This is a genomic window from Arthrobacter sp. MAHUQ-56, from assembly GCF_019710585.1.
GTDB lineage: Bacteria > Actinomycetota > Actinomycetes > Actinomycetales > Micrococcaceae > Arthrobacter.
The window spans coordinates 947,923-970,079 of record NZ_JAIFZQ010000020.1 but is presented as its reverse complement, the minus strand read 5'-3'; the positions used below and the strand labels follow the sequence as shown (position 1 = coordinate 970,079).

Below are 22,157 nucleotides of genomic sequence, written 5' to 3'. Positions count from 1 at the left end.
GGCTATTTTTCTTCCAGTCCCAGTTCGGCTGCCACGGTGACGACGTCGTTGGGGACCTTGACCGGCTGGACGTCGCTGCCGTCTTCGGTGCGCAGGGCCCACTGGGGGTCCTTGAGTCCGTGCCCGGTGACGGTGATGACGATCGTCCTTCCGCTGGGGACCTCGCCTGCGGCGTGCTTCTTGAGCAGGCCGGCCACACCTGCCGCGGATCCGGGTTCCACGAAGACGCCTTCCTTGGCGGACAGCCAGCGGTGGGCGTTCAGGATTTCCTCGTCCGTGACGGCGTCGATGAGTCCGCCGGACTCGTCACGCGCGCCCACGGCGCCGTCCCAGGAGGCAGGGTTGCCGATGCGGATGGCGGTGGCGATGGTGTCCGGTTCCGTGATCGGGTGGCCGGCGACGAAAGGCGCAGCCCCGGCGGCCTGGAAACCCCACATGGCGGGGGTCTTGGTGGACACGGCGGCGAGGGTGCCTGCGGTTTCCGATTCGAAGGGTGCGGAGTACTCCTTGTAACCCTTCCAGTACGCCGTGATGTTGCCGGCATTACCCACGGGCAGGACGTGGATGTCCGGGGCGTCGCCCAGGGCGTCAACCACTTCGAAGGCACCGGTCTTTTGGCCCTGGATGCGCGCGGGGTTGACCGAGTTGACCAGGAACACCGGGTAGGACTCACCCAGCTTGCGGGCGATGTCCAGGCAGTTGTCGAAGTTGCCGTCAACCTGCAGCAGGGTGGCACCGTGGGCGATGGCCTGGCTGAGCTTGCCCATGGAGATTTTGCCTTCGGGTACCAGGACGGCGCACTTGAGGCCGGCAGCGGTTGCGTAGGCGGCGGCGGAGGCGGAAGTGTTTCCGGTGGAGGCGCAAACCACGGCCTTCGCCCCGGAGGCCACCGCGGCCGTCATGGCCATGGTCATGCCCCGGTCCTTGAAGGACCCGGTGGGGTTCATGCCCTCGACCTTGAGGTAGACCTCCGAGCCGGTGAGCGCGGAAAGCTTCTGTGCGTGCACCAGCGGGGTGCCGCCCTCCCCCAGGGTGATGACCCTGGTGGATTCCGTCACGGGCAAACGGTCAGCGTATTCGCGGATGACGCCGCGCCATTGGTGAGCCACTTAGACTCCTTCTACCCGCAGAACGGATGTAACTGAATTGATGACGTCCAGGCCCTTCACGGCCTCGACGGTGGCTGCGAGGGCAGCCTCTGACGCACGGTGGGTGACGATCCGCAGCTCGGCGCTCTCCACGTTGGATTCCGCGTCGCGGTGGATGGTCTGCCGCATAATCTCGATGGAGACGCCGTGTTCGGCGAAGAGCTGGGCGATCTTCGCGAGCACGCCGGGCTGGTCTGCGACGTCAAGGCCGATGTAGTAGCTGGTGGTGGCCGCGTCAATGGGCAGGGCGGGGACGTGGCCGGTGGTGGTCTCGGTGCGTCCGGGGCCGCCCAGGACCAGGCGGCGGGCAGCGGAGACGAGGTCGCCCAGGACGGCGGAAGCCGTGGGGGTTCCGCCGGCGCCCTGGCCGTAGAACATGAGTTCGCCGGCGTTTTCGGCCTCGATGAAGACGGCGTTGAAGGCGCCGTGGACGGCGGCCAGCGGGTGCTCCCTCGGCAGGAGGGTGGGGTGGACGCGGACGGACACGCCTTCCCTGCCCTCCTCATCAACCAGTTTTTCGGCGATGGCCAGCAGCTTGATGACGAAGCCTGCGTCCTTTGCTGCCGCGATGTCCGAGGCGGTGACGGACGTGATGCCTTCGCAGTGGACATTCTCCAGCCCGAACCGGGTGTGGAAGGACAGCGAGGCGAGGATGGCGGCCTTCGCGGCGGCGTCGTGGCCTTCAACGTCTGCCGTGGGGTCCGCTTCCGCGTAGCCAAGGCGCTGGGCTTCGGCGAGGGCATCGGCGAACTGGGCGCCGGTGGTGTCCATCTGGTCCAGGATGAAGTTGGTGGTGCCGTTGACAATGCCCAGCACCCGGGTGATCCGGTCGCCGGAGAGGCTGTCCCGGATGGGGCGCAGGATCGGGATGGCACCGGCCACGGCGGCCTCATAGGAGAGCTGGACGCCGGCTTTGTCTGCCTCTTCGTACAGGGTGGGGCCGTCCTGGGCCAGCAGGGCCTTGTTGCCGGTGACCACGCAGGCGCCGTTGCGCAGCGCGGAAAGGATCAGGGTGCGGGCGGGCTCGATGCCGCCCATCAGCTCGATCACCAGGTCGGCGTCCTTGACCAGGGTTTCGGCGTCGGTGGTGAAGAGTTCCTGGGGAAGTTCCACCTCCCGGTCTGCGTTGACGTTGCGCACCGCAATCCCGCTCAGCTGCAGGCGGGCACCGGTGCGGGCGGCAAGGGCGTCGGCATCCTCAATGAGAATCCGCGCAACCTGGGCCCCAACGTTGCCACAGCCCAGCAGGGCTACTTTCAGGGTTCGCATTTCCGTCATTCAGGCTCCCATGTCGCGGTTCAGCAGATCTTCTTCGGTTTCCCCGCGGACAATCAGCCGGGCAGATCCGTCGCGCACCGCGACAACGCCCGGCCGGGCCAGATAGTTGTAGTTGCTCGAGAGGGCCCAGCAGTAGGCGCCGGTTCCCGGTACAGCAAGCAGATCACCGGCTGCCACGTCCTCGGGCAGATATACATCTCTAACAACTATGTCGCCGCTCTCGCAATGTTTGCCCACCACGCGGGACAGCTGCGGGGCCGCCGCCGACGTGCGGGACGCAAGAATCGCGGAGTAATCCGCGTCGTACAGCACCGGCCGGGCGTTGTCGCTCATGCCGCCGTCCACCGAAACATAGCGGCGCGGATACGTAACGTTGTTGCCCCCGTCACGGTCGCCGGAAGCTGCCGGGGCGTCGACGCGGACGGTCTTGAGCGTGCCCACCTCATACAGGGTGAAGGTGGTGCTGCCCACGATCGCGCGTCCGGGCTCGATGGAGATGCGGGGCGCGGCAATGCCCAGCTCGGCGCAGGTGGAACGCACGACGGCGGCCATCGCCGTCGCGATTTCAGCCGCGGGGCGGGGGGTGTCCACCGGGGTGTAGGCAATCCCGTACCCGCCGCCGAGGTCCAGCTCGGGCATGGTGATGGAGTACTTGTCCTGCATGGCTGCCAGGAACCGCAGCAGCTTTTCGGCGGCCAGCGCGAAGCCGTCCGGCTCGAAGATCTGCGACCCGATGTGGCAGTGCAGGCCGAGCAGCTCGATGCCGGAGTGGACCGAGGCGGCGGCCACTGCTTCCTCGGCAGCAGAGACGCCGGCGACGTCGGTGGTGTCGGCTGCCATGGAGAGGCCGAACTTCTGGTCCTCGTGGGCGGTGGCGATGAACTCATGGGTGTGCGCGTGCACACCGGGGGTGAGCCGCAGCATGACCTTCGCCCGTTCCCCGCGGCCCTCAGCGATTGCACCGACGCGTTCCAGCTCCGCCAGGCTGTCCACCACGATGCGGCCAAGCTTCATGTCCAGCGCACGGTTGATTTCGGCGTCGGATTTGTTGTTGCCGTGCAGCGCCACCCGCTCCCCCGGGATCCCGGCGCGGGCCGCGACAGCCAGTTCGCCGCCGGAGGCAGTGTCCAGGCGCAGCCCTTCCTCCTCCACCCACTTCACCACGGCAGTGCACAGGAAGGATTTGCCGGCGTAGTAGACGTCCACGCCGCCGCAGATGTCGGCGAAGGCGGCATCGAAAGAGTCCTTGAAGGCGCGGGCCCGGGCGCGGAAGTCGGACTCGTCCATGACGAACAGGGGCGTGCCGAACTGCGCCCTGAGTTCCTGGACGTCCACTCCCCCCACGGTGAGGACGCCGGCGTCGTTACGGACCACGCTGCCGGCCCACAGGGGTTCATGCAGTGCATTGAGGTCGGCCGGGACCTGCAGCCATTCCGGGGCAAGCGGGGACGCAGCAGTGTTCGAAGCTACTGACATGTGCTTACATCCGTTCCGGCGCGGAAACGCCCAGCAGGTCCAGGCCGTTGGCCAGCACCTGGCTGGTGGCATCGTTGAGCCATAGCCGGGTGCGGTTGAGGTCTGTCACGGCTTCGTCGCCCATGGGAGCAATCCGGCAGGCGTCGTACCAGCGGTGGTACGCACCGGCGATGGTTTCGAGGTGGCGGGCCACGCGGTGCGGTTCGCGCAGTTCCGCGGCCTTGGCAATGACCGACGGGTAGCTGCCGAGGTAGGACAGAAGCTCGTTCTCCGTGGCGTGGTCCAGCAGCGAGGCGTCGAAGCTCTCCTGGCCGTCCACATGGCGCTCGACACCTGCAGCTACAGCGTTGCGTGCTGCTCCCCGGGAGCGGGCATGGGCGTACTGCACGTAGAACACGGGGTTCTCGTTGCTGTGCTTCTTGAGCAGCTCCGGGTCCAGCGTCAACGGCGAGTCCGCGGGGAAGCGCGCCAGCGAGTAGCGCACTGCGTCCTTGCCGAGCCAGTCGATCAGGTCCTTGAGCTCGATGATATTGCCGGCCCGCTTGGACAGCTTGGCACCGTTGACGGACACCAGCTGGCCGATAAGGACTTCGATGTTGACCTCGGGGTCGTCGCCGGCGGCGGCCGCGATGGCCTTGAGCCGGTTGATGTACCCGTGGTGGTCGGCGCCCAGGAGGTAGATCTTTTCGGTGAAGCCGCGGTCCTTCTTGGACAGGTAGTAGGCGGCATCTGCGGCGAAGTAGGTCGGCTCGCCGTTGGCGCGGATCAGCACGCGGTCCTTGTCGTCGCCGAAGTCCGTGGTCCGCAGCCAGACTGCGCCGCCGTCGTCGAACACGTGGCCCTGCTCGCGAAGGCGCGCTACGGCACTTTCGATCGCGCCGGCGTCGTGCAGTTCCTGCTCGGAGAAGAAAACGTCGAATTCGACGCCGAAGTCCGCCAGGGTGGCCTTGATGTCCTTCATCTGCGCCTCGTAGGCGGCGGTGCGAATTACCGGCAGCGCGGCAACTTCGGTGAGTTCGCGGATGTCCGGGTGGGCGGTGAGGACCTCGTGGCCAAGGTCGGAAATGTACTGCCCCGGGTAGCCGCCGTCGGGCACGGGAAGGCCGTGGAGGCGGGAGTAGACGGACGTGGCGAAGGTGTTCATCTGCGAGCCGGCGTCATTGATGTAGTACTCGGCTGTCACGTCCGCGCCGGAGGCGCGCAGCACCCGGGCAATGGAATCGCCCAGGGCGGCCCACCGGGTATGCCCGATGTGGAGCGGCCCCGTGGGGTTGGCGGACACGAACTCCATGTTGACGGTTCGTCCGGCGAGCGCGGCGTTGGTCCCGTACTCCTTGCCGGCCTCCACAATGGTCTTGGCCAGGGCACCGGCCACGGCGGCGTCCACGGTGATGTTCAGGAAGCCGGGGCCGGCAATGTCCACTGCGGAGACGCCGTTGATCGACTTCAGCCGGGCGCTGAGCACGTTCGCGAATTCGCGCGGGTTGGTGCCGGCCTGCTTCGCCAGCTGCAGGGCAATGTTGGTGGCCCAGTCGCCGTGGTCCCGGTTCTTGGGTCGCTCCACGCGCACGTCCTCGGGAACTGCTGATGCCGCAAGGGCAATCTCGCCGGCGGCGACGGCGTCCTTGAGGCAGGCGGATATGGCGAGGGAAAGTTCTTCGGGAGTCACCCCTCTAGACTACCGGGGGCCGGTGACAGCAAAGAATTTTGGGCCCGGCCGCTGCCTGCCGGTGCTTTAGCCTGTGAAGCGTGGCACCGGGTGAACCAATCGCGCCCCTCCGGCGTTGACAAGACCGTAGCCACAGGCGCGGGACGTAACCGATGAACGAAACGGGAGCCTTGATGAGACCCTCCATGCCGAAAAGCACAGCCAACAAGGGCGCAACAGCAGCTGCAAGCGCAGTGGGCAAAAGCGTCTTTGTTGGGATTGCCGGCCTGTCCCTGGCAGGAACCGTGGCCGGCTGCGCACCCACCGCCGCCGAAACCACTCCTGCCGCCCCCTCGGGCGGGACGTCCGCGCTGGCGGGCAGCGGGGCCCAGTACAGGGACGGGACCTACAGCGCGGACGGAAACTACGTTTCGCCCAACGGCACGGAGACCGTGGGCGTGCAGCTGACGCTCGCGGCAGGCAAGGTCACGGACGTCCGGATCACCCAGCATCCGTCCAACCCGAACACCCGCAAGTTCCAGGGCGAATTTGCGGGCGGCATCGCAGCGCAGGTGGTGGGCAGGAACATCGACGAACTCAAGGTGTCCAAGGTAGCCGGCTCGTCGCTGACCAGCGGCGGGTTCAACCAGGCGCTGGAGAAGATCAAGGCGGAGGCGCAGTAAGGCGTGTCCGCCGGCCAGGAGGACTTTGCGTTTACGGGGATCGGGACCCACTGGGTCATCTCCACTGCCCTGCCTCTGCCGCCGTCCCTGCGGGCGCGGCTGCTGGACAGGGTTGAAAGGTTCGACGCCGCGTGGTCCCGCTTCCGGCCCGACTCCCTGGTGGCGTCAATGGCGCGGGAACCCGGCAGCTACAGTTTCCCGGCGGAGGCCGCCGCCCTCGGCGACCTGTACTCAACGCTGTACCGCGTTAGCGCCGGCGCCATGACGCCCCTCATCGGCGGCAGCCTGGAACGCCTGGGATACGGTGCCGACTATGCCCTGGAACCCGCCGGGCCTCCGCTTCCGGCCCCTGCCTGGGAATCGGTCCTGGCGTGGGAGGGAACCACCGTTACCGCGGTCGCCCCGGTGGTGCTGGACATCGGCGCCGCGGGCAAGGGCCTGCTGGTTGACCTGCTGGCCGCCGAACTCGCCGCCGCCGGGGTGGAGAACTTCGTGGTTGACGGCAGCGGAGACCTTTTGGCGCGGGGAACGGAGGGCGTCCGGATCGGCCTCGAGCATCCGTACAACCCTGCCCAGGCCATCGGAATCGTTGACCTGGCGGACCGGTCCCTTTGCGCTTCTGCCGCCAACCGGCGCGCCTGGGGGGACGGACTGCACCACGTCCTCGACGGGACTACCGGGCAGCCGGTCCGGACCGCCGTCGCCACCTGGACGCTTGCGGACTCCGCCATGGTGGCCGATGCCCTCGCCACCGCACTGTTCTTCGTCCCCGGCGCAGTGCTTGACGAAGTGTTCGATTTCTCCTGGCTGACCGTATTCTCAGACGGCAGCGCCGCCTATTCGCCCGGATTTGAAGGGACACTGTTCTCATGACCCCCGTGGAAACCCCGGCTGCCGCTGCGTCCCTGGCCGGGCGCATGGCCGGCGCCGTTAACCGGTACACGATGTACCGGCTCATCCTGCTGGTCCTCGCTGCCCTCGCCGCGTACAGCCTGCTGCTCAACGTGCTGGGCTGGCTGACCTTTGGCGTTCCGGAAATGCTGGCGCACCTGGTGCTGTGCCTGGGCCTGACCTACGCCTCCAACCGTGCGCTGGCGGCGCTCTTCCGGGTGAACCCGCATTCGGAGTCCTCCCTGATCACCGGGCTGCTGCTGTATTTCCTGTTCTGGCCGTCCCTGCAGCCAATGGATCTGGCCGGCGTGGCGCTGGCCTGCGTGCTGGCATCGGCGTCGAAATACGCCCTGGCCTGGCGCGGGCGGCACATCTTCAACCCGGCTGCCGCCGGAGCCTTCGTCACCGGACTCACCGGGCTCAACATCGCAACGTGGTGGGCCGCAACGCCTGCCATGCTGTGGGTGCTGGTTCCGGGCGTTGCACTGGTGCTCTACCGGACGCGCAAGTTCCCCATGGGCCTGGTGTTCATCCTGGTTGCCACGTCCATCATCACCGCGGAGCTGATGCGCTCCGGCATGTCAGCCGGGACGGGTCTGTGGCAGGCACTGGCCCAGCGCCCCGTGCTGTTCTTCGTGGGGTTCATGCTCACCGAGCCCCTGACCCTGCCTCCCCGCCGCTGGCAGCAGCTGGCACTGGCCGCCGCGGTCGGGGTGGTCTTCGCCGTCCCCTACAACCTGGGCTTCCTTGCCAATTCGCCGGAGGCTGCCCTGCTGCTCGGCAACCTCCTCGCCTTCATTGCGGGCCAACGGGGCAGCGTAAAGCTGCAGTTCACGGGCGTCCGTCCGCTGACGCCAAGCACCGCAGAGTTCTCCTTCAGGCCCTCGCGTCCGGTGCGCTTCCTGCCGGGCCAGTACATGGAGCTGGACCTTCCGCACACCGGATCCGACGGAAAAGGCCGACGCCGGGTGTTCAGCCTTGCAGGTTCCCCGCAGGAACGTGCGGTGAAGTTTGGCGTGCGGACAGCCGGGCCGTTGTCCCACGCCAAGAAGGCCCTCCTGGCATTGCAGCCCGGCGATGAGGTGATGGCCACCTCGGTGGGCGGGGACTTTGTCCTCCCCCGCGACCCGCAGCAGCCCGTGCTGCTCATCGCCGCCGGAATCGGCATTACTCCCTTTGTCTCACACTTGTCATCGGGGGGCCTGCAGCAGCGGGACGCCGTACTGCTGTACCTCGCCAGGAGCGCGGATGAAATTGCCTACGCTGAGGAGCTCCGCGGGTCCGGCATCCGGGTGCTGGTGCAGCTGGCCGACGGTTCGGAGCCTCCTGCCGGCCTGGCTGCTGCGGGCGGCCGCAGCGGGAACGCGGGCAGCAGGCTGGACGGGGATGCGCTGCTGGCCCTTGTCCCCGATATCGCCGGTCGCGAGGTCTACGTTTCGGGGTCGCCGGCCAGCGCCGCCTCGCTCCGCCGGGCCGCCAAAAGCGCCGGTGCGCGGCGGGTGCATGTCGATTCGTTCTCTGGTTACTGAGGTGCTAAGCTCTAGGACGTCCCGCCGGCAACGGCAGGATATCCGGATTGCCCTCGTAGCTCAGGGGATAGAGCGTCTGCCTCCGGAGCAGAAGGCCGTAGGTTCGAATCCTACCGAGGGCACCACCTGAAACCCCCGCCGTTCAAACGGCGGGGGTTTTCGTTTGCTGCCGCGGCAGCACCGCCGTCGAACGCCGCCGGAAACGGCGCAACTAAAAGCGCAGCGTGGCCTCATCCATCGTCGCCAGGGTCAACACGGCTTCCTCCACGGTGGCGTGGTCCTCCAGGTCCCGCTCGATCCGGCGCAGGGTCCGGGCCACTTCGTGCTCCGGGTGGTCCCCCTCCAGGTCGACCGCGGCAACGAGGTACAGCCGGCGCGGACCCACGAACTCCAGGTGCAGGTAGGTGAGCCGGGCGATCTCCCGGTGCTCCAGCAGCCGCTGCGCCATGGAGCGCTCGATGTCGGGGGTGACGCCCTGACCCACCAGGAAGCGCCGGTTGCGGTCGATGAGGACGACGGCGACGACGGCCAGGAGCACGCCCACGACGATCGAGCCCACGGCATCCGGCAGCGGCGAACCGGTGACCTGGTGCAGGAAGACCCCAACGAAGGCCACCACCAGTCCAATCAGCGCGGCCGAGTCCTCTGCGAACACGGCACGCAACGTGGGGTCCGAACTGATCAGTACCTGTTCCAAAGTGTGCCGTTCCAGCTCGCGCGCCGCCTTCCGGGTCTGCCGGAAGGCCTGGACGAAAGAGATGCCCTCGAAGACGAACGCTACGCCGAGCACCACGTACGCCACCGTGAAGTCGGCGGCCGCCTCCGGCGAAATGATCTCCTGGATGCCGTGCATGATGGACACCACCGCGCCCGCCGTGAAGAGCCCGAAGGCGGCGAACATCGACCATACATAGGCCTCGCGGCCGTACCCCATGGGGTGTGCCTCGTCCCGCGGACGGGCCGACCGCCGCTCGGCGAGGAACAGGAACACCTGGTTTCCGGTGTCCGCCCAGGAGTGCGCTGCCTCCGCGGCCATGGAAGCCGACCCGGAAAGGACCGCGGCCACCGACTTAGCTGCTGCAACGAGGAAATTCGCCAGGAAGGCGATGATGACGGTCAGCAGGGTGGAACCGGCTTTGTTCCGCTTCTGGGTCTGTGCCATGGGCCTACCGTACCCACGTGGGCCGCCGGCAGGCGGGCGGAAGGCTGCTGAGTTTATGCAGGCGGCCTGCCGTTGATTGTCGGTGCCCCCTCATAGGCTGGCACCACCTAGCTGAGGGGGTTACGCCATGCACGCTCCATTTTGTTCCATCGTTCCGCCGTACCTGCTGCGGCGCCTGGCACGGCAGGACTCACCGGGGTTCTCGTCCGCCGCTGCCGCCGCCCGAAAGGCCCTGGGCCACGTCGAATCCTTCCACGTGGCCCGCGCCCGGCCGGTTCCCGCCATCCCGCCCGGCATGCTTCCGAGGAAGCCGGGGCCGGTGAACCGCACCATCTACGACGCCCGCAGCACTGAAACGCTCCCGGGTGAGCTGGCCCGGGAGGAGGGTGGCCCGGCAACGCAGGATGAAGCCACCGATGAAGCGTACGACGGGCTCGGCCACACGCACCGGCTCTATGCCGATGCCTTCGGCCGTGACTCCATCGACGGGCTCGGGCTGCACCTCAACGCCACGGTGCATTTCGGCAGGTCTTACGACAATGCTTTTTGGAACGGCAGCCAGATGGTGTTCGGCGATGGAGACGGCGAAGTGTTCGAACGCTTCACCAAGTCCGTGAGCGTGATCGGGCACGAACTTGCCCACGGCGTCACGCAGTTTTCCGCGGGTCTGGCCTACCGGAACCAGGCCGGCGCCCTGAACGAATCCATGTCCGATGTCTTCGGCGCACTCGTGGAGCAGTACGTGAAGAACCAGGCCACGTCCGAGGCCAGCTGGCTGATCGGCGAAGGCCTCTTCACCCCTCAGGTGCAGGGGCGCGCCCTGCGCTCCATGAAGGAACCGGGAACCGCGTACGACGACGACGTGCTGGGCAAGGACCCGCAGCCGGACTCCATGGACTCCTATGTGCGAACCGGCGCGGACAACGGCGGGGTCCACATCAACTCCGGCATCCCCAACCGGGCCTTCTACCTGGTGGCCGAAGCCCTGGGCGGCTACGCCTGGGACTGTCCCGGCCGCATCTGGTACGAGGCCCTGACCGGCGGTTCGCTGCCACCGGCGGCAACGTTCACCGTCTTTGCACGGGCCACGGCGCGGGCAGCCACAGAGCTTTATGGTGCAGGATCGGCAGAGCATGACGCCGTGCGGCAGGCGTGGGAGACTGTGAAGGTCAAGGTTTAGCCACAGCCAGGCTGCCGGAAACCGGCAGCCTGGCTCCACGGAAGCCCGGGGACCAGGCCATGAAAATCAAGGTGGAGCGTACCGGGGGGATCGCGGCGGCCACACGGATATGGACCGTGGAGGCCCGGACGGACACGGACCTCAACCAGTGGCAGCCCATCGTCGAGGCTTGCCCCTGGGATGCGGTTCCGAGGACCCAACGGGCGGCCGCCGCGGCCTTCGAGTCCCCACAGCCGGACCGTTTCTTCTACTCCATCAGTGCCGGGCAGCGCCGGGCAGCCTTGCCGGAGCAGGCTCTCACCGGCCCCTGGCGGATCCTGGTGGACACCGCACGGGCAGCGGCAGAGCAGGACGGGGCGGTGTCACAGGGCGACGGATCAGCGGACCAGTAGCCTAGCCAACGCCGGCCAACTGCCCGCGAAAGGCCCGCCGGTAGGACTGCGGGCTGGTGCCCAGAACCTTGGCGAAGTGATGCCGCAGCAGGACGGGGTTCCCGAAACCCGATTCCCTGGCTACTTCGTCGATACCCAGGTCGGTTGATTCCAACAGTTCCTGAGCGCGCAGCACGCGCTGGGAGTTGAGCCAGGCAGCCGGCGTCGCCCCGGTTTCCGACCTGAACTTCCGCGCGAACGTCCTGGCGGACATGTGCACGCGCCCGGCGAGGTCGTCGACGGTGTGCTCACGGTCCAGGTTCCCGACCATCCACCGCAACAGCGCTTCGATGGGCGCGGAGCCGCACGCGGGGATGGGCCGCTCAATGAACTGGGCCTGGCCACCGTCCCGGTGCGGAGGAACCACCATGTCCCGTGCAATGGCCGTTGCCGCCCGGGCGCCAAGTTCGACCCGGACGAGGTGCAGGCAGGCGTCGATACCCGCAGCGGTCCCGGCCGAGGAGATGATATTGCCATCCTGGACGTACAGCACGTTCTCATCGACGCGGGCTGACGGGTACCTTGCCGCAAGTTCCGCGCAGGAGCGCCAGTGGGTGGTGCACCGGCGGCCATCAAGCAGGCCGGCGCGGGCCAGGCCGAAAGCTCCAGAGCAAATCGACATGACCCACGCGCCCCTGGCGTCCGCGGCCCGCAGGGCCTCAAGGACGGAGTCGGGCAACTCCTGGTCCGAACCATACGGACCCATGATGACCAGGTCGGCGTCTTCGGTGGCTTCAAGGCCCAGGCCAACATTCATCGACAACCCTGACTCGAGCCGGACGTCGCCGGGCGAGGGGGTGCACACGCGGAAATCGAAAGCCGGCACTCCCGTGCCCCGCCCGGACCGGTCGATCCCGAACACCTCGAACGCCGTGCCGAACTCGAACATCGAAAAGTTTGGAACCACGATCACAGCCACGGTCTTAAGCATGCTTAAAGTATGGCAGGAATTAATGCTTTTTGGTCATTCCTGCCACTGTTGGGGCGCCGCTTCCAGGAGAAGCATTAAGGGCATGGAGATCCTCGCAACCATCATTGTCATCGTCCTCTTCCTCGCCGCAGCCACCGCAGCGGCCCTCCTCCGTGACAGCCGGGGACACAGGCCCCCTGCCGCCCCCTACGAGGGCTGGTCCGCGCTGGATCCGCCGAGTTCCAGCTACACCCTCCGCATTTTCTAGGCAACCCACAGCGCCGCAGGCAGTCGAAACGGAAAGGCCTTCCCTTGCCGCAGTAGACTGTCTGCAGCCATGACTTTTCATATTTCCTATCCCGCCGAGCTGCCGGTATCCGAGCGCCGCGACGATCTGATGGCAGCGATCGCCGCCAACCAGGTGACCATCATCGCCGGCGAGACCGGCTCCGGAAAGACCACGCAGATCCCCAAGATGTGCCTGGAACTGGGCCTTGGGGACAACGGACTGATCGGCCACACCCAGCCGCGGCGCCTGGCGGCACGAACCGTGGCCGAGCGCATCGCCGAGGAACTCGGGGTGGAAATCGGCCAGGAAGTGGGCTTCCAGGTCCGCTTCACCGGTGAGGTCAGCAAGGCGACCAAGGTCAAGCTCATGACCGACGGTATCCTGCTGGCCGAGATCCAGCGCGACAAGCTGCTGCGCAAGTACAACGCGATCATCATCGACGAAGCCCATGAACGCAGCCTCAACATCGACTTCATCCTGGGCTACCTCAAGCGCATCCTCCCCCAGCGGCCGGACCTGAAGGTCATCATCACCTCGGCCACCATCGATCCCGAGCGTTTTGCCAACCACTTCGGCACTCCGGAGAATCCCGCCCCCATCATCGAAGTCTCGGGCCGGACCTACCCCGTGGAAATCCGCTACCGGCCCCTCTCCCAGCCGAAATCGGACGAGGACGAATCCTCGGACGACGAACTCGAAGAGGACCGGGACCCGCTGGATGCCGTCTGCGACGCCGTCGACGAACTGGCCACGGAGGCGCCCGGCGACATCCTGGTGTTCTTCTCCGGCGAGCGCGAAATCCGTGACGCCGCGGAGGCGCTGCAGGCACGCATCCAGGCCAACCGCCGCCTGGCCAATACCGAGGTGCTCCCCCTCTTCGCACGCCTGAGCCTGCAGGAACAGCACAAGGTGTTCCACCCGGGCAACAAACGCCGGATCGTGCTGGCCACCAACGTGGCGGAAACGTCACTGACAGTGCCGGGCATCAAATACGTCATCGACACCGGCACCGCCCGCATTTCCCGGTACTCGCACCGCACCAAGGTCCAGCGCCTTCCCATCGAACGGGTATCGCAGGCCTCGGCGAACCAACGGTCGGGACGCTGCGGCCGCGTGTCGGACGGCATCGCCATCCGGCTGTACTCCGAGGAAGATTTCGACTCCCGCCCCCAGTTCACGGATCCCGAGATCCTGCGGACCAACCTGGCCGCCGTCATCCTCCAGATGACCGCCATGGGCGTTGCCCGCGGGCCGAAGGACGTGGAGGACTTCCCGTTCGTCGAGCCGCCGGAGACACGGGCAATTAACGACGGCGTGACGCTGCTGCGCGAACTCGGCGCCTTGGCCGCGCCGAAGCAGGGCAAGGGCGAAGGTGACGGACGAAAAGGCGGCGGGCTCACCGCCGTCGGGCAGAAACTCGCCCAACTGCCGGTGGACCCCCGGCTTGGCCGGATGATCGTCGAGGCCGGAAAACGCGGCTGCGTGCGGGAGGTCATGATCCTCGCCGCGGCGCTCACCATCCAGGATCCCCGCGAGCGCCCCACGGACAAGCAGCAGCTGGCCGCGGAAAAGCACAACCGCTTCCGCGACGAAAACTCCGACTTCACGGGCTACCTGAACCTGTGGAACTACCTGCAGGAAAAGCAGCAGGAGCTCTCGTCCTCGGCCTTCCGCCGCTTGTGCCACGCCGAGTTCATCAACTACCTGCGGGTCCGGGAATGGCAGGACCTCTTTGCCCAGCTCCGCCAGCTGGCCCGGCCGCTGGGCATCAGCCTGGACAACAAGCGGCTGGCGGACCCCGTGGGCAACCACGACGGTATCCACATCAGCCTGCTCTCCGGGCTCCTAAGCCATATCGGCATCCTCGATGAGCGCAAGCGCGAATATGCCGGCGCCCGCGGCAGCCGCTTCGCGATCTTCCCCGGATCGGCGCTGTTCAAGAAGTCCCCCGCGTTCGTGATGGCAGCCGAACTGGTGGAAACCAGCAGGCTCTGGGCCAGGGTGGCGGCCAGGTTCGATCCGCTGTGGGCCGAGCAGGTGGCACCGGACCTGGTCAAGCGCAGCTACAGTGAGCCACACTGGTCCACCCGGCAGGGCGCCGTCATGGCCTACGAGAAAGTGACCCTTTACGGCGTCCCGATCATCGCCCAGCGCCGGATCAACTACGGCCGGGTCGACCCGGTGGTTGCACGCGAGCTGTTCATCAGGCACGCCCTGGTGGAAGGCGACTGGCGCACCCACCACAAGTTCTTCCACCGCAACAGGGCGCTCCTGAACGAAGTCGAGGAACTCGAAGCGCGCATGCGCCGCCGCGACCTTCTGGTGGACGACGAGACATTGTTCGAGTTCTACGATGCCCGTATCGGCCCGGACGTGGTCTCTGAACGCCACTTCGACAAATGGTGGAAGGACGCCCGCCGGGAGCAGCCGGACCTGCTGGACTTCGACAAATCGCTGCTCCTGAGCGATGACGCCGACGACCTGGACGAGTCCGCCTACCCCAAAACGTGGCTGCACAAGGGTTTCGAACTGCCCCTCACCTACGAATTCCACCCGGTGGCGCCGGGCGCGGCGCCGGATCCGTCCGACGGCGTCACTGCCGAAGTGCCGGTGCTGTTCCTTAACCAGCTGGAGGATGCGCCGTTCCGCTGGCTGATTCCCGGTCAGCGGGTTGAGCTGGTGACCGCCCTGATCAAGTCGCTGCCGAAGCAGGTACGGAAGAACTTCGTCCCGGCCCCCGATGTCGCCCGGCAAGCGGTCGCCGTCCTGGAATCGGACTTCGATCCGGCCACGGACGCGCTGGAGCCTTCGCTGGAGCTCGCGCTGCGGCGGCTTCGCGGCGCAATCATTCCCCCCGGTTCCTGGAACTGGGACGCGGTGCCCCCGCACCTGCGCGTGAGTTTCAAGGTGGTGGACAGCAAGGGCAAGGTCCTTGGCGAGGGCAAGGACCTTGCGGAACTGCAGGAACAGCTCGCACCCGCCACCCGCCGCGCCATCGCCGAGTCGCTCGGCGCCACCCCGGCATCCACCGCGGCGCGCAACGGCAAGGTACAGCGGGAAGCCGGCGGGACGCACCTTGCCGCGTCCCCGGCAGCGGCGCGGGCCGGCAGCAACCAGGCGGCCGCCGCCACCGGGTTCGTGGAGCGGGACGGCCTGACGGAGTGGACGTTCGGCACCATCGAGCGGCAGGTCAGCAGCCTGGTCAACGGGCACACGGTCACCGGCTATCCGGCGCTGGTGGACCAGGGGACGTCCGTGTCCCTCCATGTCTTCCAGTCGCAGGAGGAACAGCTCGACGCCATGCGCGGCGGCGTCATCCGGCTGCTGGCGCTGCGCGTCCCGGCACCGGACCGTTACGTCCTGGAACACCTGAGCAACACGGAGAAGCTCACCTTCAGCCAGAATCCGCACGGCTCGGTGGCGGCGCTGATTGCCGACTGCGCGCTTGCCGCCATCGACAAACTCACCCCCGTGGACCTGCCCTGGGACCGCAAGGCTTTCGACGCGCTCTATGAGCTGGTGCGGGCCGAACTGATCGACACCGTCTTCACCGTGACCGCCGTGGTGGAGCGCATCCTGGCGAGCACCCGGCGAATCGAAAAGCAGTTGAAGGGCACCACCAGCCTCGCCCTGATCAGTGCGCTGAACGACATCAAGAGCCAGCTCGAACAGCTGGTCTATCCGGGTTTTGTGGCACGCACGGGTCACGGCCAGCTCAGCCAGCTGCCCCGCTACCTGGCGGCGATCGAAAAGCGGCTCGAACGCCTGCCGGGCAACGTCCAGCGCGACGCTCTGAGCATGGCGGTGGTGCAGCGGCTCGAGGACGACTACGACGATGCCGTCTCCGCCCTGTCGCCGGGACGCCGTGCCGGACGCGAATTAACCCAGGTGCGCTGGATGATCGAGGAACTCCGGGTGAGCCTGTTCGCCGTCGAGCTCGGCACTGCCTACTCCGTATCAGAGAAACGTATCCGCACCGTGCTCAACAAGGCACTGGCCCCCGCCTGACAGCGGTCCGCCCCGACGAGAGGAATTCCATGAAACTCACGCTTGCCCAAGGCCCGGCAGGGACAGAGATCGCCGGGCTCGGCCATGCCCAGCCCGCCCGGGTCATGGACAACCATGAACTCGAAGGCATGATGGACACCAGCGATGAGTGGATCCGCCAGCGGACGGGCATCATCACCCGGAATATCGTCGCCGGGGGCGAGACGGTGGTGGACCTGGCGATCCCTGCGGCCCGGATGGCGCTGGCCGATTCGCGCGTGCCGGCCTCTGACATCGATCTCGTGGTGGTGGCGACGACGACAGCCGCCGAGCGTTCCCCCAACACCGCCGGACGCGTGGCCGAGGCGCTTGGGCTTGGAAGGGAGGGCCGTGGCCCGGGCATCATGGATGTCAATACAGCGTGCTCGGGTTTCGAGTACGCGCTCGGCGTCGCCGACCAGGCCATCCGCACCGGCAGCGCCACCCACGCCATCGTCGTCGGGGCGGAGACGCTGTCGACCGTCACCGACTGGACGGACCGCGCGACGGCGGTACTCACCGCGGACGGTGCAGGCGCCGCCGTCGTGCGCCCGTCCGAGGCGCCGCGGATTGGACCGGTGGTGTGGGGGTCCGAAGGCGGCATGGCCGACGCGGTCAGGATCTCACCGCCGTCCGGAAGGTTTTCCCAGAACGGCCGTGAAGTGCTCAGGTGGGCCCTTACCAAGGCACCGGACCGCGCCCGCGAGGTAGTGGCCCGCGCCGGCCTGGCGCTGGACGACATCCAGGTCCTGGCCGCCCACCAGGCCAACCTCCGCATCATCGAACCCTTGGCGGACGCCCTGGGCATGTCGGACCGTGTGGTCATTACCGACGTCACGGAGTCGGGGAACACGTCCGCGGCGAGCGTTCCGCTCGGGCTCTCCAAGTGGTGGCACGCCGGGAGGATCCCGGCGGACGTCCCGGCGCTGTTGTTCGGCTTCGGGGGCGGGTTCACCTATGCCGGCATGGTGGCGATGACCCCGCGGAGGGACTGATCCTGCCTGCGCCCGCCACAGGGCAGCGACACAGGGCAGTGGCGGGCGCAGCCCTGTTACGAAGCCGGAACGAATTCTCCGTACCCTGCTGCGCGAAGACCAACCCGCAGCTTCTCGGCGTTGGCGTCCAGGACGTCCGGGTCCGGGTTCTGGTCAGCGGAGCCGAAATCGAAGTCGGCCATGCTTTGCGACGGCCACACGTGCACGTGCAGGTGGTTGATTTCGTAGCCGGCCACGATGAGGCCGGCGCGCCGGGCACCGAAAACGTCCACCTGGACCGCACCGATGCGGCGCGCCACTTCCATGACCCGGGCGAGGGTCTCCGGCGAGGCGTCAGTCCAGCGGTCCACTTCTTCGGTGGGAACCACCAGCGTGTGGCCATCGGCGAGCGGGCCGGTGGTGAGGAACGCGGAGACGTCGTCCTCGCGCCACACGAACCGGCCGGGAATCTCGCCGTTCAGGATCCTGGTGAAAAGCGTGCTCATGCGTCTGCCTCCTCGGCGGGTGCCTGCAGGGTGCTGGTGTCCAGCACGAACCGGTATTTTACATCGCCTGCAACCATCCGGTCGTAGGCCTCATTCAGCTGGCCGGCGCCCACCACCTCGATGTCGGCCACCACGCCATGCTCGGCGCAGAAGTCCAGCATCTCCTGGGTTTCGGCGATCCCGCCGATCAGCGACCCGGCGTAGGCGATCCTGCGCCGGATCAGTGCACCGGGGTTGACCGGAGGCATTGCCTCGGACGGGAGCCCGAGCTGGAACAGCGCCCCATCGACGCGCAGGGTGCGGAAGAAGGGGTTCAGGTCGTGCGGGGCGGCCACGGTGTCGATGATCAGGTCGATGGTGCGGTCAGCGGCGGCCATGGCAGCTTCGTCGCGGGAGAGCACCACTTCGTCGGCTCCCAGTTCCAGCGCAGCAGCGACTTTCGGGCCGGACGTGGTGAAGACCACCACCTTCGCCCCCATGGCCTTGGCGAGCTTGACTGCCATGTGGCCCAGTCCGCCAAGGCCCACCACGCCCACCACGTCGCCTTCCGCCACATCAAAGTGCCGCAAGGGCGAAAAAGTGGTGATGCCGGCGCACAGGAGGGGGGCGACGGCGGCCGGGTCCAGCGATTCGGGGACCCGGAGGACGTACCGGCGGTCCACCACTATGGAGGACGAATAGCCGCCCTGGGTGGTGCCGCCGTGGCGCCGGTCCTTCGCACCGTAAGTGCCGGTCATCCCGTTTTCGCAGTACTGTTCCAGGCCGTCGAGGCAGCTGTCGCACTCGCGGCAGGAGTCCACCATGCAGCCCACGCCCACCCGCTCGCCCACGGCGAAGTCAGTGACGGCCGAACCCACCCGGCTGACGGTTCCGACAATCTCGTGTCCGGGAACCAGTGGGTACACCTTGCCGCCCCACTCCCCGCGGGTGGCGTGCACGTCCGAGTGGCACAGCCCGCAGAATTCGATGGCGATCTCGACGTCGTCCGCTGCGGGTGCCCGGCGTGCAACGGTCAGGGGCACCAGGCCGCTGTCACTGGACACCGCACCGCGGGCTGCGGCCAACACGCCGGCAGCGTCCGTCCCTGCTCCTGCGGACGGGCCGTCGGGGGCGGGGTATACGGGTTTGGCGAGGGGTGGCGGTACGGGTCGTCCTGGAGTCATAGTGCGACGCTACCCTTGCCTCCAGCGAAGTTGCCAGCCGGGGCGGCGCCGTCCCCGGGTTCCGGCCCATCCCCTGGTTCCGGGCCGGTGGCCACCGGCAGCCCCGGGCGGTTGGACCACTCGGAGAACGATCCCGGATAGAGCGCTGCGGCGAACCCGGCAATCTCCAGTGCTGCCACCTCATGGGCTGCCGTGACCCCGGAGCCGCAGTAGACGGCGACCTTGCCGCCATCCTGCACGCCGAGGGCCTCGAACCTCCGGCGCAATTCCGCGGGCGGAAGGAACCTGCCGGCGTCGTCCACGTTTCCTGTTGTCGGCGCGCTGATGGCCCCCGGAATGTGTCCCGCGCGCGGGTCGACGGGCTCAACCTCGCCCCGGTACCTCTCCCCCGCCCTCGCGTCGAGCAAGGTGCCGTGCTGCGGCCAGGCGGCGGCAGCACCGGCGTCGGCCACGGGCATGTGCCCGCTGCCCAGCTGCACGTCACCCGCGCCAGGGTGGACTGGACCCGACTCGAGCGCGAGTCCCGCTGCCCGCAAGGCGGCCACGCCGCCGTCGAGCAGGTAGACCTCGGCGAGGCCAGCGTCACGCAGCATCCACCACAGCCGGGCCGCCGCCATGTTGCCGGTGTCATCGTAGGCGACCACCACGTCGCCGTTCCGGATGCCCCAGCGGCGGGCCGACTCCTGGAACTTCTCCCGCGACGGCAACGGATGCCGCCCCCGGTCCGGAACTGCCGGATCCGAAAGCTCGGTGGCCAGGTCAACGAAGACCGCGCCCGGAAGGTGTCCTGCAAGGTAATGTTCGTGCCCGTGCGGGTCACCGAGCGCCCACCGCACGTCCAGGAGCACGGTGCGGCGGCCTGCGGCCAGCCGGGCCTGGAGGGTGGAAACGTCCATCAGCGTATTCATCGGACTCCTTATGCAGCGGGCCAGGCGACCGCGCAGCCTCTCCTGGATGCGCGGCCAACGCCTTCCACTCTAGAGGGCCGGCGCCCGCCACCGCCGGTAGGCTGGTCCGGTGATGATCGAGGGCAGCGGAAATGGCGGCACAAGCCGGAGCGGCGCGGACCGGACGTGGGCGGACAATGCCATCCGCACCATCAGGGCGGAGAACAACCGCTCGGCTGACACCCACCTCTACGCTGTGCCGCTGCCGGAGCACTGGGGAATCCAGCTCTACCTCAAGGACGAGTCGACCCACCGTTCCGGCAGCCTCAAGCACCGGCTGGCCCGCTCTCTGTTCCTGTTCGGCCTCGTCAACGGCTGGATCCGGCCGGACACGACCATCGTGGAGGCCTCCAGCGGCAGCACCGCCGTCTCCGAGGCATACTTCGCCCAGCTGCTGGGGCTGCCCTTCGTGGCCGTGATGGCCCGCACCACCAGCCAGGAAAAGATCGCCCTGATCGAACAGTTCGGTGGGTCCTGCCTGCTGGTGGACAATGCATCGGACGTGTATGCAACAGCCGAAGAAGTTGCCGCCACCTGCAACGGCCACTACATGGACCAGTTCACCTACGCCGAACGGGCCACCGACTGGCGCGGCAACAACAACATTGCCGAGTCGATCTTCGGCCAGCTGGCCATGGAACAGCACCCGGTACCGGACTGGATCGTGGTGGGCGCAGGCACCGGTGGGACCAGCGCCACGATCGGCCGGTACCTGCGCTATCACAGCCACCCCACGCGGCTGCTGGTGGTGGACCCGGAGGACTCCGCGTTCTACCCGGGCTGGCTCGCGGCCACGGACAGGGGCGGCGGAACCGTCCAGCCGCGGCCAGGCCGGCCCTCCAGGATCGAAGGGATTGGCCGTGCCCGCATGGAGCCGAGCTTCATCCCGTCGGTGATCGACCACATGGTCCAGGTTCCGGACGCGGCATCTGTTGCCGCCATGCGCCACCTCCGCGCCTACGCCGGCCTGCATGCCGGGCCGTCAACCGGCACCAGCCTCTGGGGCGTGTGGCAGACAGTGGCACAGATGCTGTCCGAAGGCCGGCAGGGCAGCATCGTTTCACTGATGTGCGACGGCGGCGAACGCTATGCGGGCAACTACTGGAACCCGGAGTGGCTGGCGTCCCAGGGGCTGCACCCGGAGCCTTACGAAACAGTGATCAGCCGCTTCCTCGACACAGGCCAGTGGTCCGTTCCCCCGGCCTAGCTGTACTGCCAGCGCCGGTGGACTAAACCTCCACGGACTCCCGCGGGGCCAGGTGCTTGTACTCCGTACCGTACTTTGCGCCGATCCGCTGGACATGGCCCTCGACGATCCCCAGGCCGTTGTCGTTGAGCAGACCGTCATGGATCTGGAAAGCCCGCGGTGCCCGCACCCCAATGACGAAGTCCACCACTTCGGCCGACTTGCTCCACGGCGCGTGCAGCGGAACCAGCAGGGTCTGGACCTTGATGCCGTCCGGGATGATGAAGGAGTCTCCCGGGTGGTACACGTTTGAGTCCACGAGATAGCCGATGTTGGCCACCACGGGGATCTGGGGGTGGATCAGGGCGTGCTGGCCGCCAAAGCTGCGGATGTCGAAGCCTGACACCTGGAAGGTTGAACCCGGCTCCACCGCATGGATGCGGGCTGCCGTGCCCGGCGCTTCCTCGCGCAGCTTGCCGGCCACGCTTTCCGGCGCATAAAGGGCCAGGCCCGGATCGCCTTCGAGCGCTTCCACCACGGCCGCCGTGTCGAGGTGGTCCGGGTGTTCATGGGTCACCAGCACGGCCTGGGCCCCCTCCATGGCCTCAGCAGCCTCCGAGAACGTGCCGGGGTCGAGGACAATGACGACGCCATCCTTTTCGAGCCGGACGCAGGCGTGGGTGTATTTGGTCAGCTTCATGGCGCCAGCCTAGGGTGCGCCGGCGAAGAC

The 22,157-nt window shown here is 67.5% G+C and carries 19 protein-coding genes and 1 tRNA gene; 10 read left to right on the top strand and 10 right to left on the bottom strand.

Going from position 1 to position 22,157, the window contains the following annotated elements; all coding sequences use genetic code 11:
- Window positions 1–2: 2 nt before the first annotated feature.
- The 4 genes from thrC to argS are packed head-to-tail and all read right to left on the bottom strand — an operon-like array spanning window position 3 to window position 5,571.
- Window positions 3–1,109 carry a threonine synthase gene (gene thrC / locus K4G53_RS16880; protein ID WP_221386772.1) on the bottom strand — a complete coding sequence of 369 codons (1,107 nt, stop codon included), beginning with the start codon at window positions 1,107–1,109 and terminating at the stop codon, window positions 3–5.
- Window positions 1,110–2,426 (bottom strand): homoserine dehydrogenase, encoded by a 1,317-nt coding sequence (locus K4G53_RS16875; protein ID WP_221386771.1) that lies wholly within the window; start codon window positions 2,424–2,426, stop codon window positions 1,110–1,112. It abuts the gene before it with no gap.
- Window positions 2,427–3,902 carry a diaminopimelate decarboxylase gene (gene lysA, locus K4G53_RS16870; RefSeq protein ID WP_221386770.1) on the bottom strand — a complete coding sequence of 492 codons (1,476 nt, stop codon included), beginning with the start codon at window positions 3,900–3,902 and terminating at the stop codon, window positions 2,427–2,429.
- Window positions 3,903–3,906: 4 nt separating this feature from the next.
- Window positions 3,907–5,571: an arginine--tRNA ligase gene (gene argS / locus K4G53_RS16865; protein WP_221386769.1), complete on the bottom strand. Its 1,665-nt coding sequence runs from the start codon at window positions 5,569–5,571 to the stop codon at window positions 3,907–3,909.
- A 185-nt stretch (window positions 5,572–5,756) separates the two neighbouring features.
- Between argS and K4G53_RS16860 the strand changes: the two genes are divergently transcribed.
- From K4G53_RS16860 to K4G53_RS16845, 4 genes are all read left to right on the top strand, one after another.
- A complete protein-coding gene (locus K4G53_RS16860) occupies window positions 5,757–6,233 on the top strand; it encodes an FMN-binding protein (protein ID WP_221386768.1) in 477 nt (158 codons plus the stop codon).
- 3 nt (window positions 6,234–6,236) lie between these two features.
- A complete protein-coding gene (locus tag K4G53_RS16855) occupies window positions 6,237–7,106 on the top strand; it encodes an FAD:protein FMN transferase (protein WP_221386767.1) in 870 nt (289 codons plus the stop codon).
- Window positions 7,103–8,653 carry an oxidoreductase gene (locus tag K4G53_RS16850; RefSeq protein WP_221386766.1) on the top strand — a complete coding sequence of 517 codons (1,551 nt, stop codon included), beginning with the start codon at window positions 7,103–7,105 and terminating at the stop codon, window positions 8,651–8,653. The genes K4G53_RS16855 and K4G53_RS16850 overlap by 4 nt, the downstream gene beginning before the upstream one ends.
- Window positions 8,654–8,702: 49 nt before the next feature.
- Window positions 8,703–8,778, top strand: a tRNA-Arg gene (locus tag K4G53_RS16845).
- Between the two features lie 86 nt (window positions 8,779–8,864).
- Here the strand turns inward: K4G53_RS16845 and K4G53_RS16840 are convergent.
- Window positions 8,865–9,815 carry a cation diffusion facilitator family transporter gene (locus tag K4G53_RS16840; protein ID WP_221386765.1) on the bottom strand — a complete coding sequence of 317 codons (951 nt, stop codon included), beginning with the start codon at window positions 9,813–9,815 and terminating at the stop codon, window positions 8,865–8,867.
- A gap of 127 nt (window positions 9,816–9,942) precedes the next feature.
- On the opposite strand from K4G53_RS16840, the gene K4G53_RS16835 reads away from it, so the two are divergent.
- Window positions 9,943–10,995, top strand: a complete 1,053-nt coding sequence (locus tag K4G53_RS16835; protein WP_221386764.1) for a M4 family metallopeptidase — start codon at window positions 9,943–9,945, stop codon at window positions 10,993–10,995.
- Between the two features lie 59 nt (window positions 10,996–11,054).
- The gene (locus K4G53_RS16830; RefSeq protein WP_221386763.1) at window positions 11,055–11,387 is read left to right on the top strand and encodes a protealysin inhibitor emfourin; all 333 of its coding nucleotides are present in this window, start codon (window positions 11,055–11,057) and stop codon (window positions 11,385–11,387) included.
- A gap of 1 nt (window position 11,388) precedes the next feature.
- On the opposite strand, the gene K4G53_RS16825 is transcribed toward K4G53_RS16830, so the two are convergent.
- Window positions 11,389–12,357, bottom strand: coding sequence for a GlxA family transcriptional regulator (locus K4G53_RS16825; protein ID WP_221386762.1), 969 nt, complete (start codon window positions 12,355–12,357; stop codon window positions 11,389–11,391).
- Between the two features lie 82 nt (window positions 12,358–12,439).
- Here K4G53_RS16825 and K4G53_RS16820 point away from each other — a divergent pair, with 82 nt between their 5' ends.
- From K4G53_RS16820 to K4G53_RS16810, 3 genes are all read left to right on the top strand, one after another.
- Window positions 12,440–12,604, top strand: a complete 165-nt coding sequence (locus K4G53_RS16820) for a hypothetical protein (RefSeq protein WP_221386761.1) — start codon at window positions 12,440–12,442, stop codon at window positions 12,602–12,604.
- Window positions 12,605–12,673: 69 nt separating this feature from the next.
- Window positions 12,674–16,633 carry an ATP-dependent RNA helicase HrpA gene (gene hrpA, locus K4G53_RS16815; RefSeq protein WP_221386760.1) on the top strand — a complete coding sequence of 1,320 codons (3,960 nt, stop codon included), beginning with the start codon at window positions 12,674–12,676 and terminating at the stop codon, window positions 16,631–16,633.
- Window positions 16,634–16,662: 29 nt separating this feature from the next.
- The gene (locus tag K4G53_RS16810; protein WP_221386759.1) at window positions 16,663–17,646 is read left to right on the top strand and encodes a beta-ketoacyl-ACP synthase III; all 984 of its coding nucleotides are present in this window, start codon (window positions 16,663–16,665) and stop codon (window positions 17,644–17,646) included.
- Between the two features lie 56 nt (window positions 17,647–17,702).
- Here the strand turns inward: K4G53_RS16810 and K4G53_RS16805 are convergent, their stop codons facing one another.
- The 3 genes from K4G53_RS16805 to K4G53_RS16795 are packed head-to-tail and all read right to left on the bottom strand — an operon-like array spanning window position 17,703 to window position 20,202.
- Window positions 17,703–18,131: an HIT family protein gene (locus K4G53_RS16805; RefSeq protein WP_221386758.1), complete on the bottom strand. Its 429-nt coding sequence runs from the start codon at window positions 18,129–18,131 to the stop codon at window positions 17,703–17,705.
- Window positions 18,128–19,294, bottom strand: a complete 1,167-nt coding sequence (locus K4G53_RS16800) for an NAD(P)-dependent alcohol dehydrogenase (protein WP_260323642.1) — start codon at window positions 19,292–19,294, stop codon at window positions 18,128–18,130. Before K4G53_RS16800 ends, K4G53_RS16805 begins: the two co-directional genes overlap by 4 nt.
- Complete coding sequence (locus K4G53_RS16795; protein ID WP_221386757.1) at window positions 19,291–20,202, bottom strand: sulfurtransferase; 912 nt, start codon at window positions 20,200–20,202, stop codon at window positions 19,291–19,293. Before K4G53_RS16795 ends, K4G53_RS16800 begins: the two co-directional genes overlap by 4 nt.
- Window positions 20,203–20,314: 112 nt before the next feature.
- Between K4G53_RS16795 and K4G53_RS16790 the strand changes: the two genes are divergently transcribed.
- Window positions 20,315–21,448, top strand: a complete 1,134-nt coding sequence (locus K4G53_RS16790) for a PLP-dependent cysteine synthase family protein (RefSeq protein WP_221386966.1) — start codon at window positions 20,315–20,317, stop codon at window positions 21,446–21,448.
- Window positions 21,449–21,470: 22 nt separating this feature from the next.
- On the opposite strand, the gene K4G53_RS16785 is transcribed toward K4G53_RS16790, so the two are convergent.
- Window positions 21,471–22,127 (bottom strand): MBL fold metallo-hydrolase, encoded by a 657-nt coding sequence (locus K4G53_RS16785; protein ID WP_221386756.1) that lies wholly within the window; start codon window positions 22,125–22,127, stop codon window positions 21,471–21,473.
- Window positions 22,128–22,157: the final 30 nt, after the last annotated feature.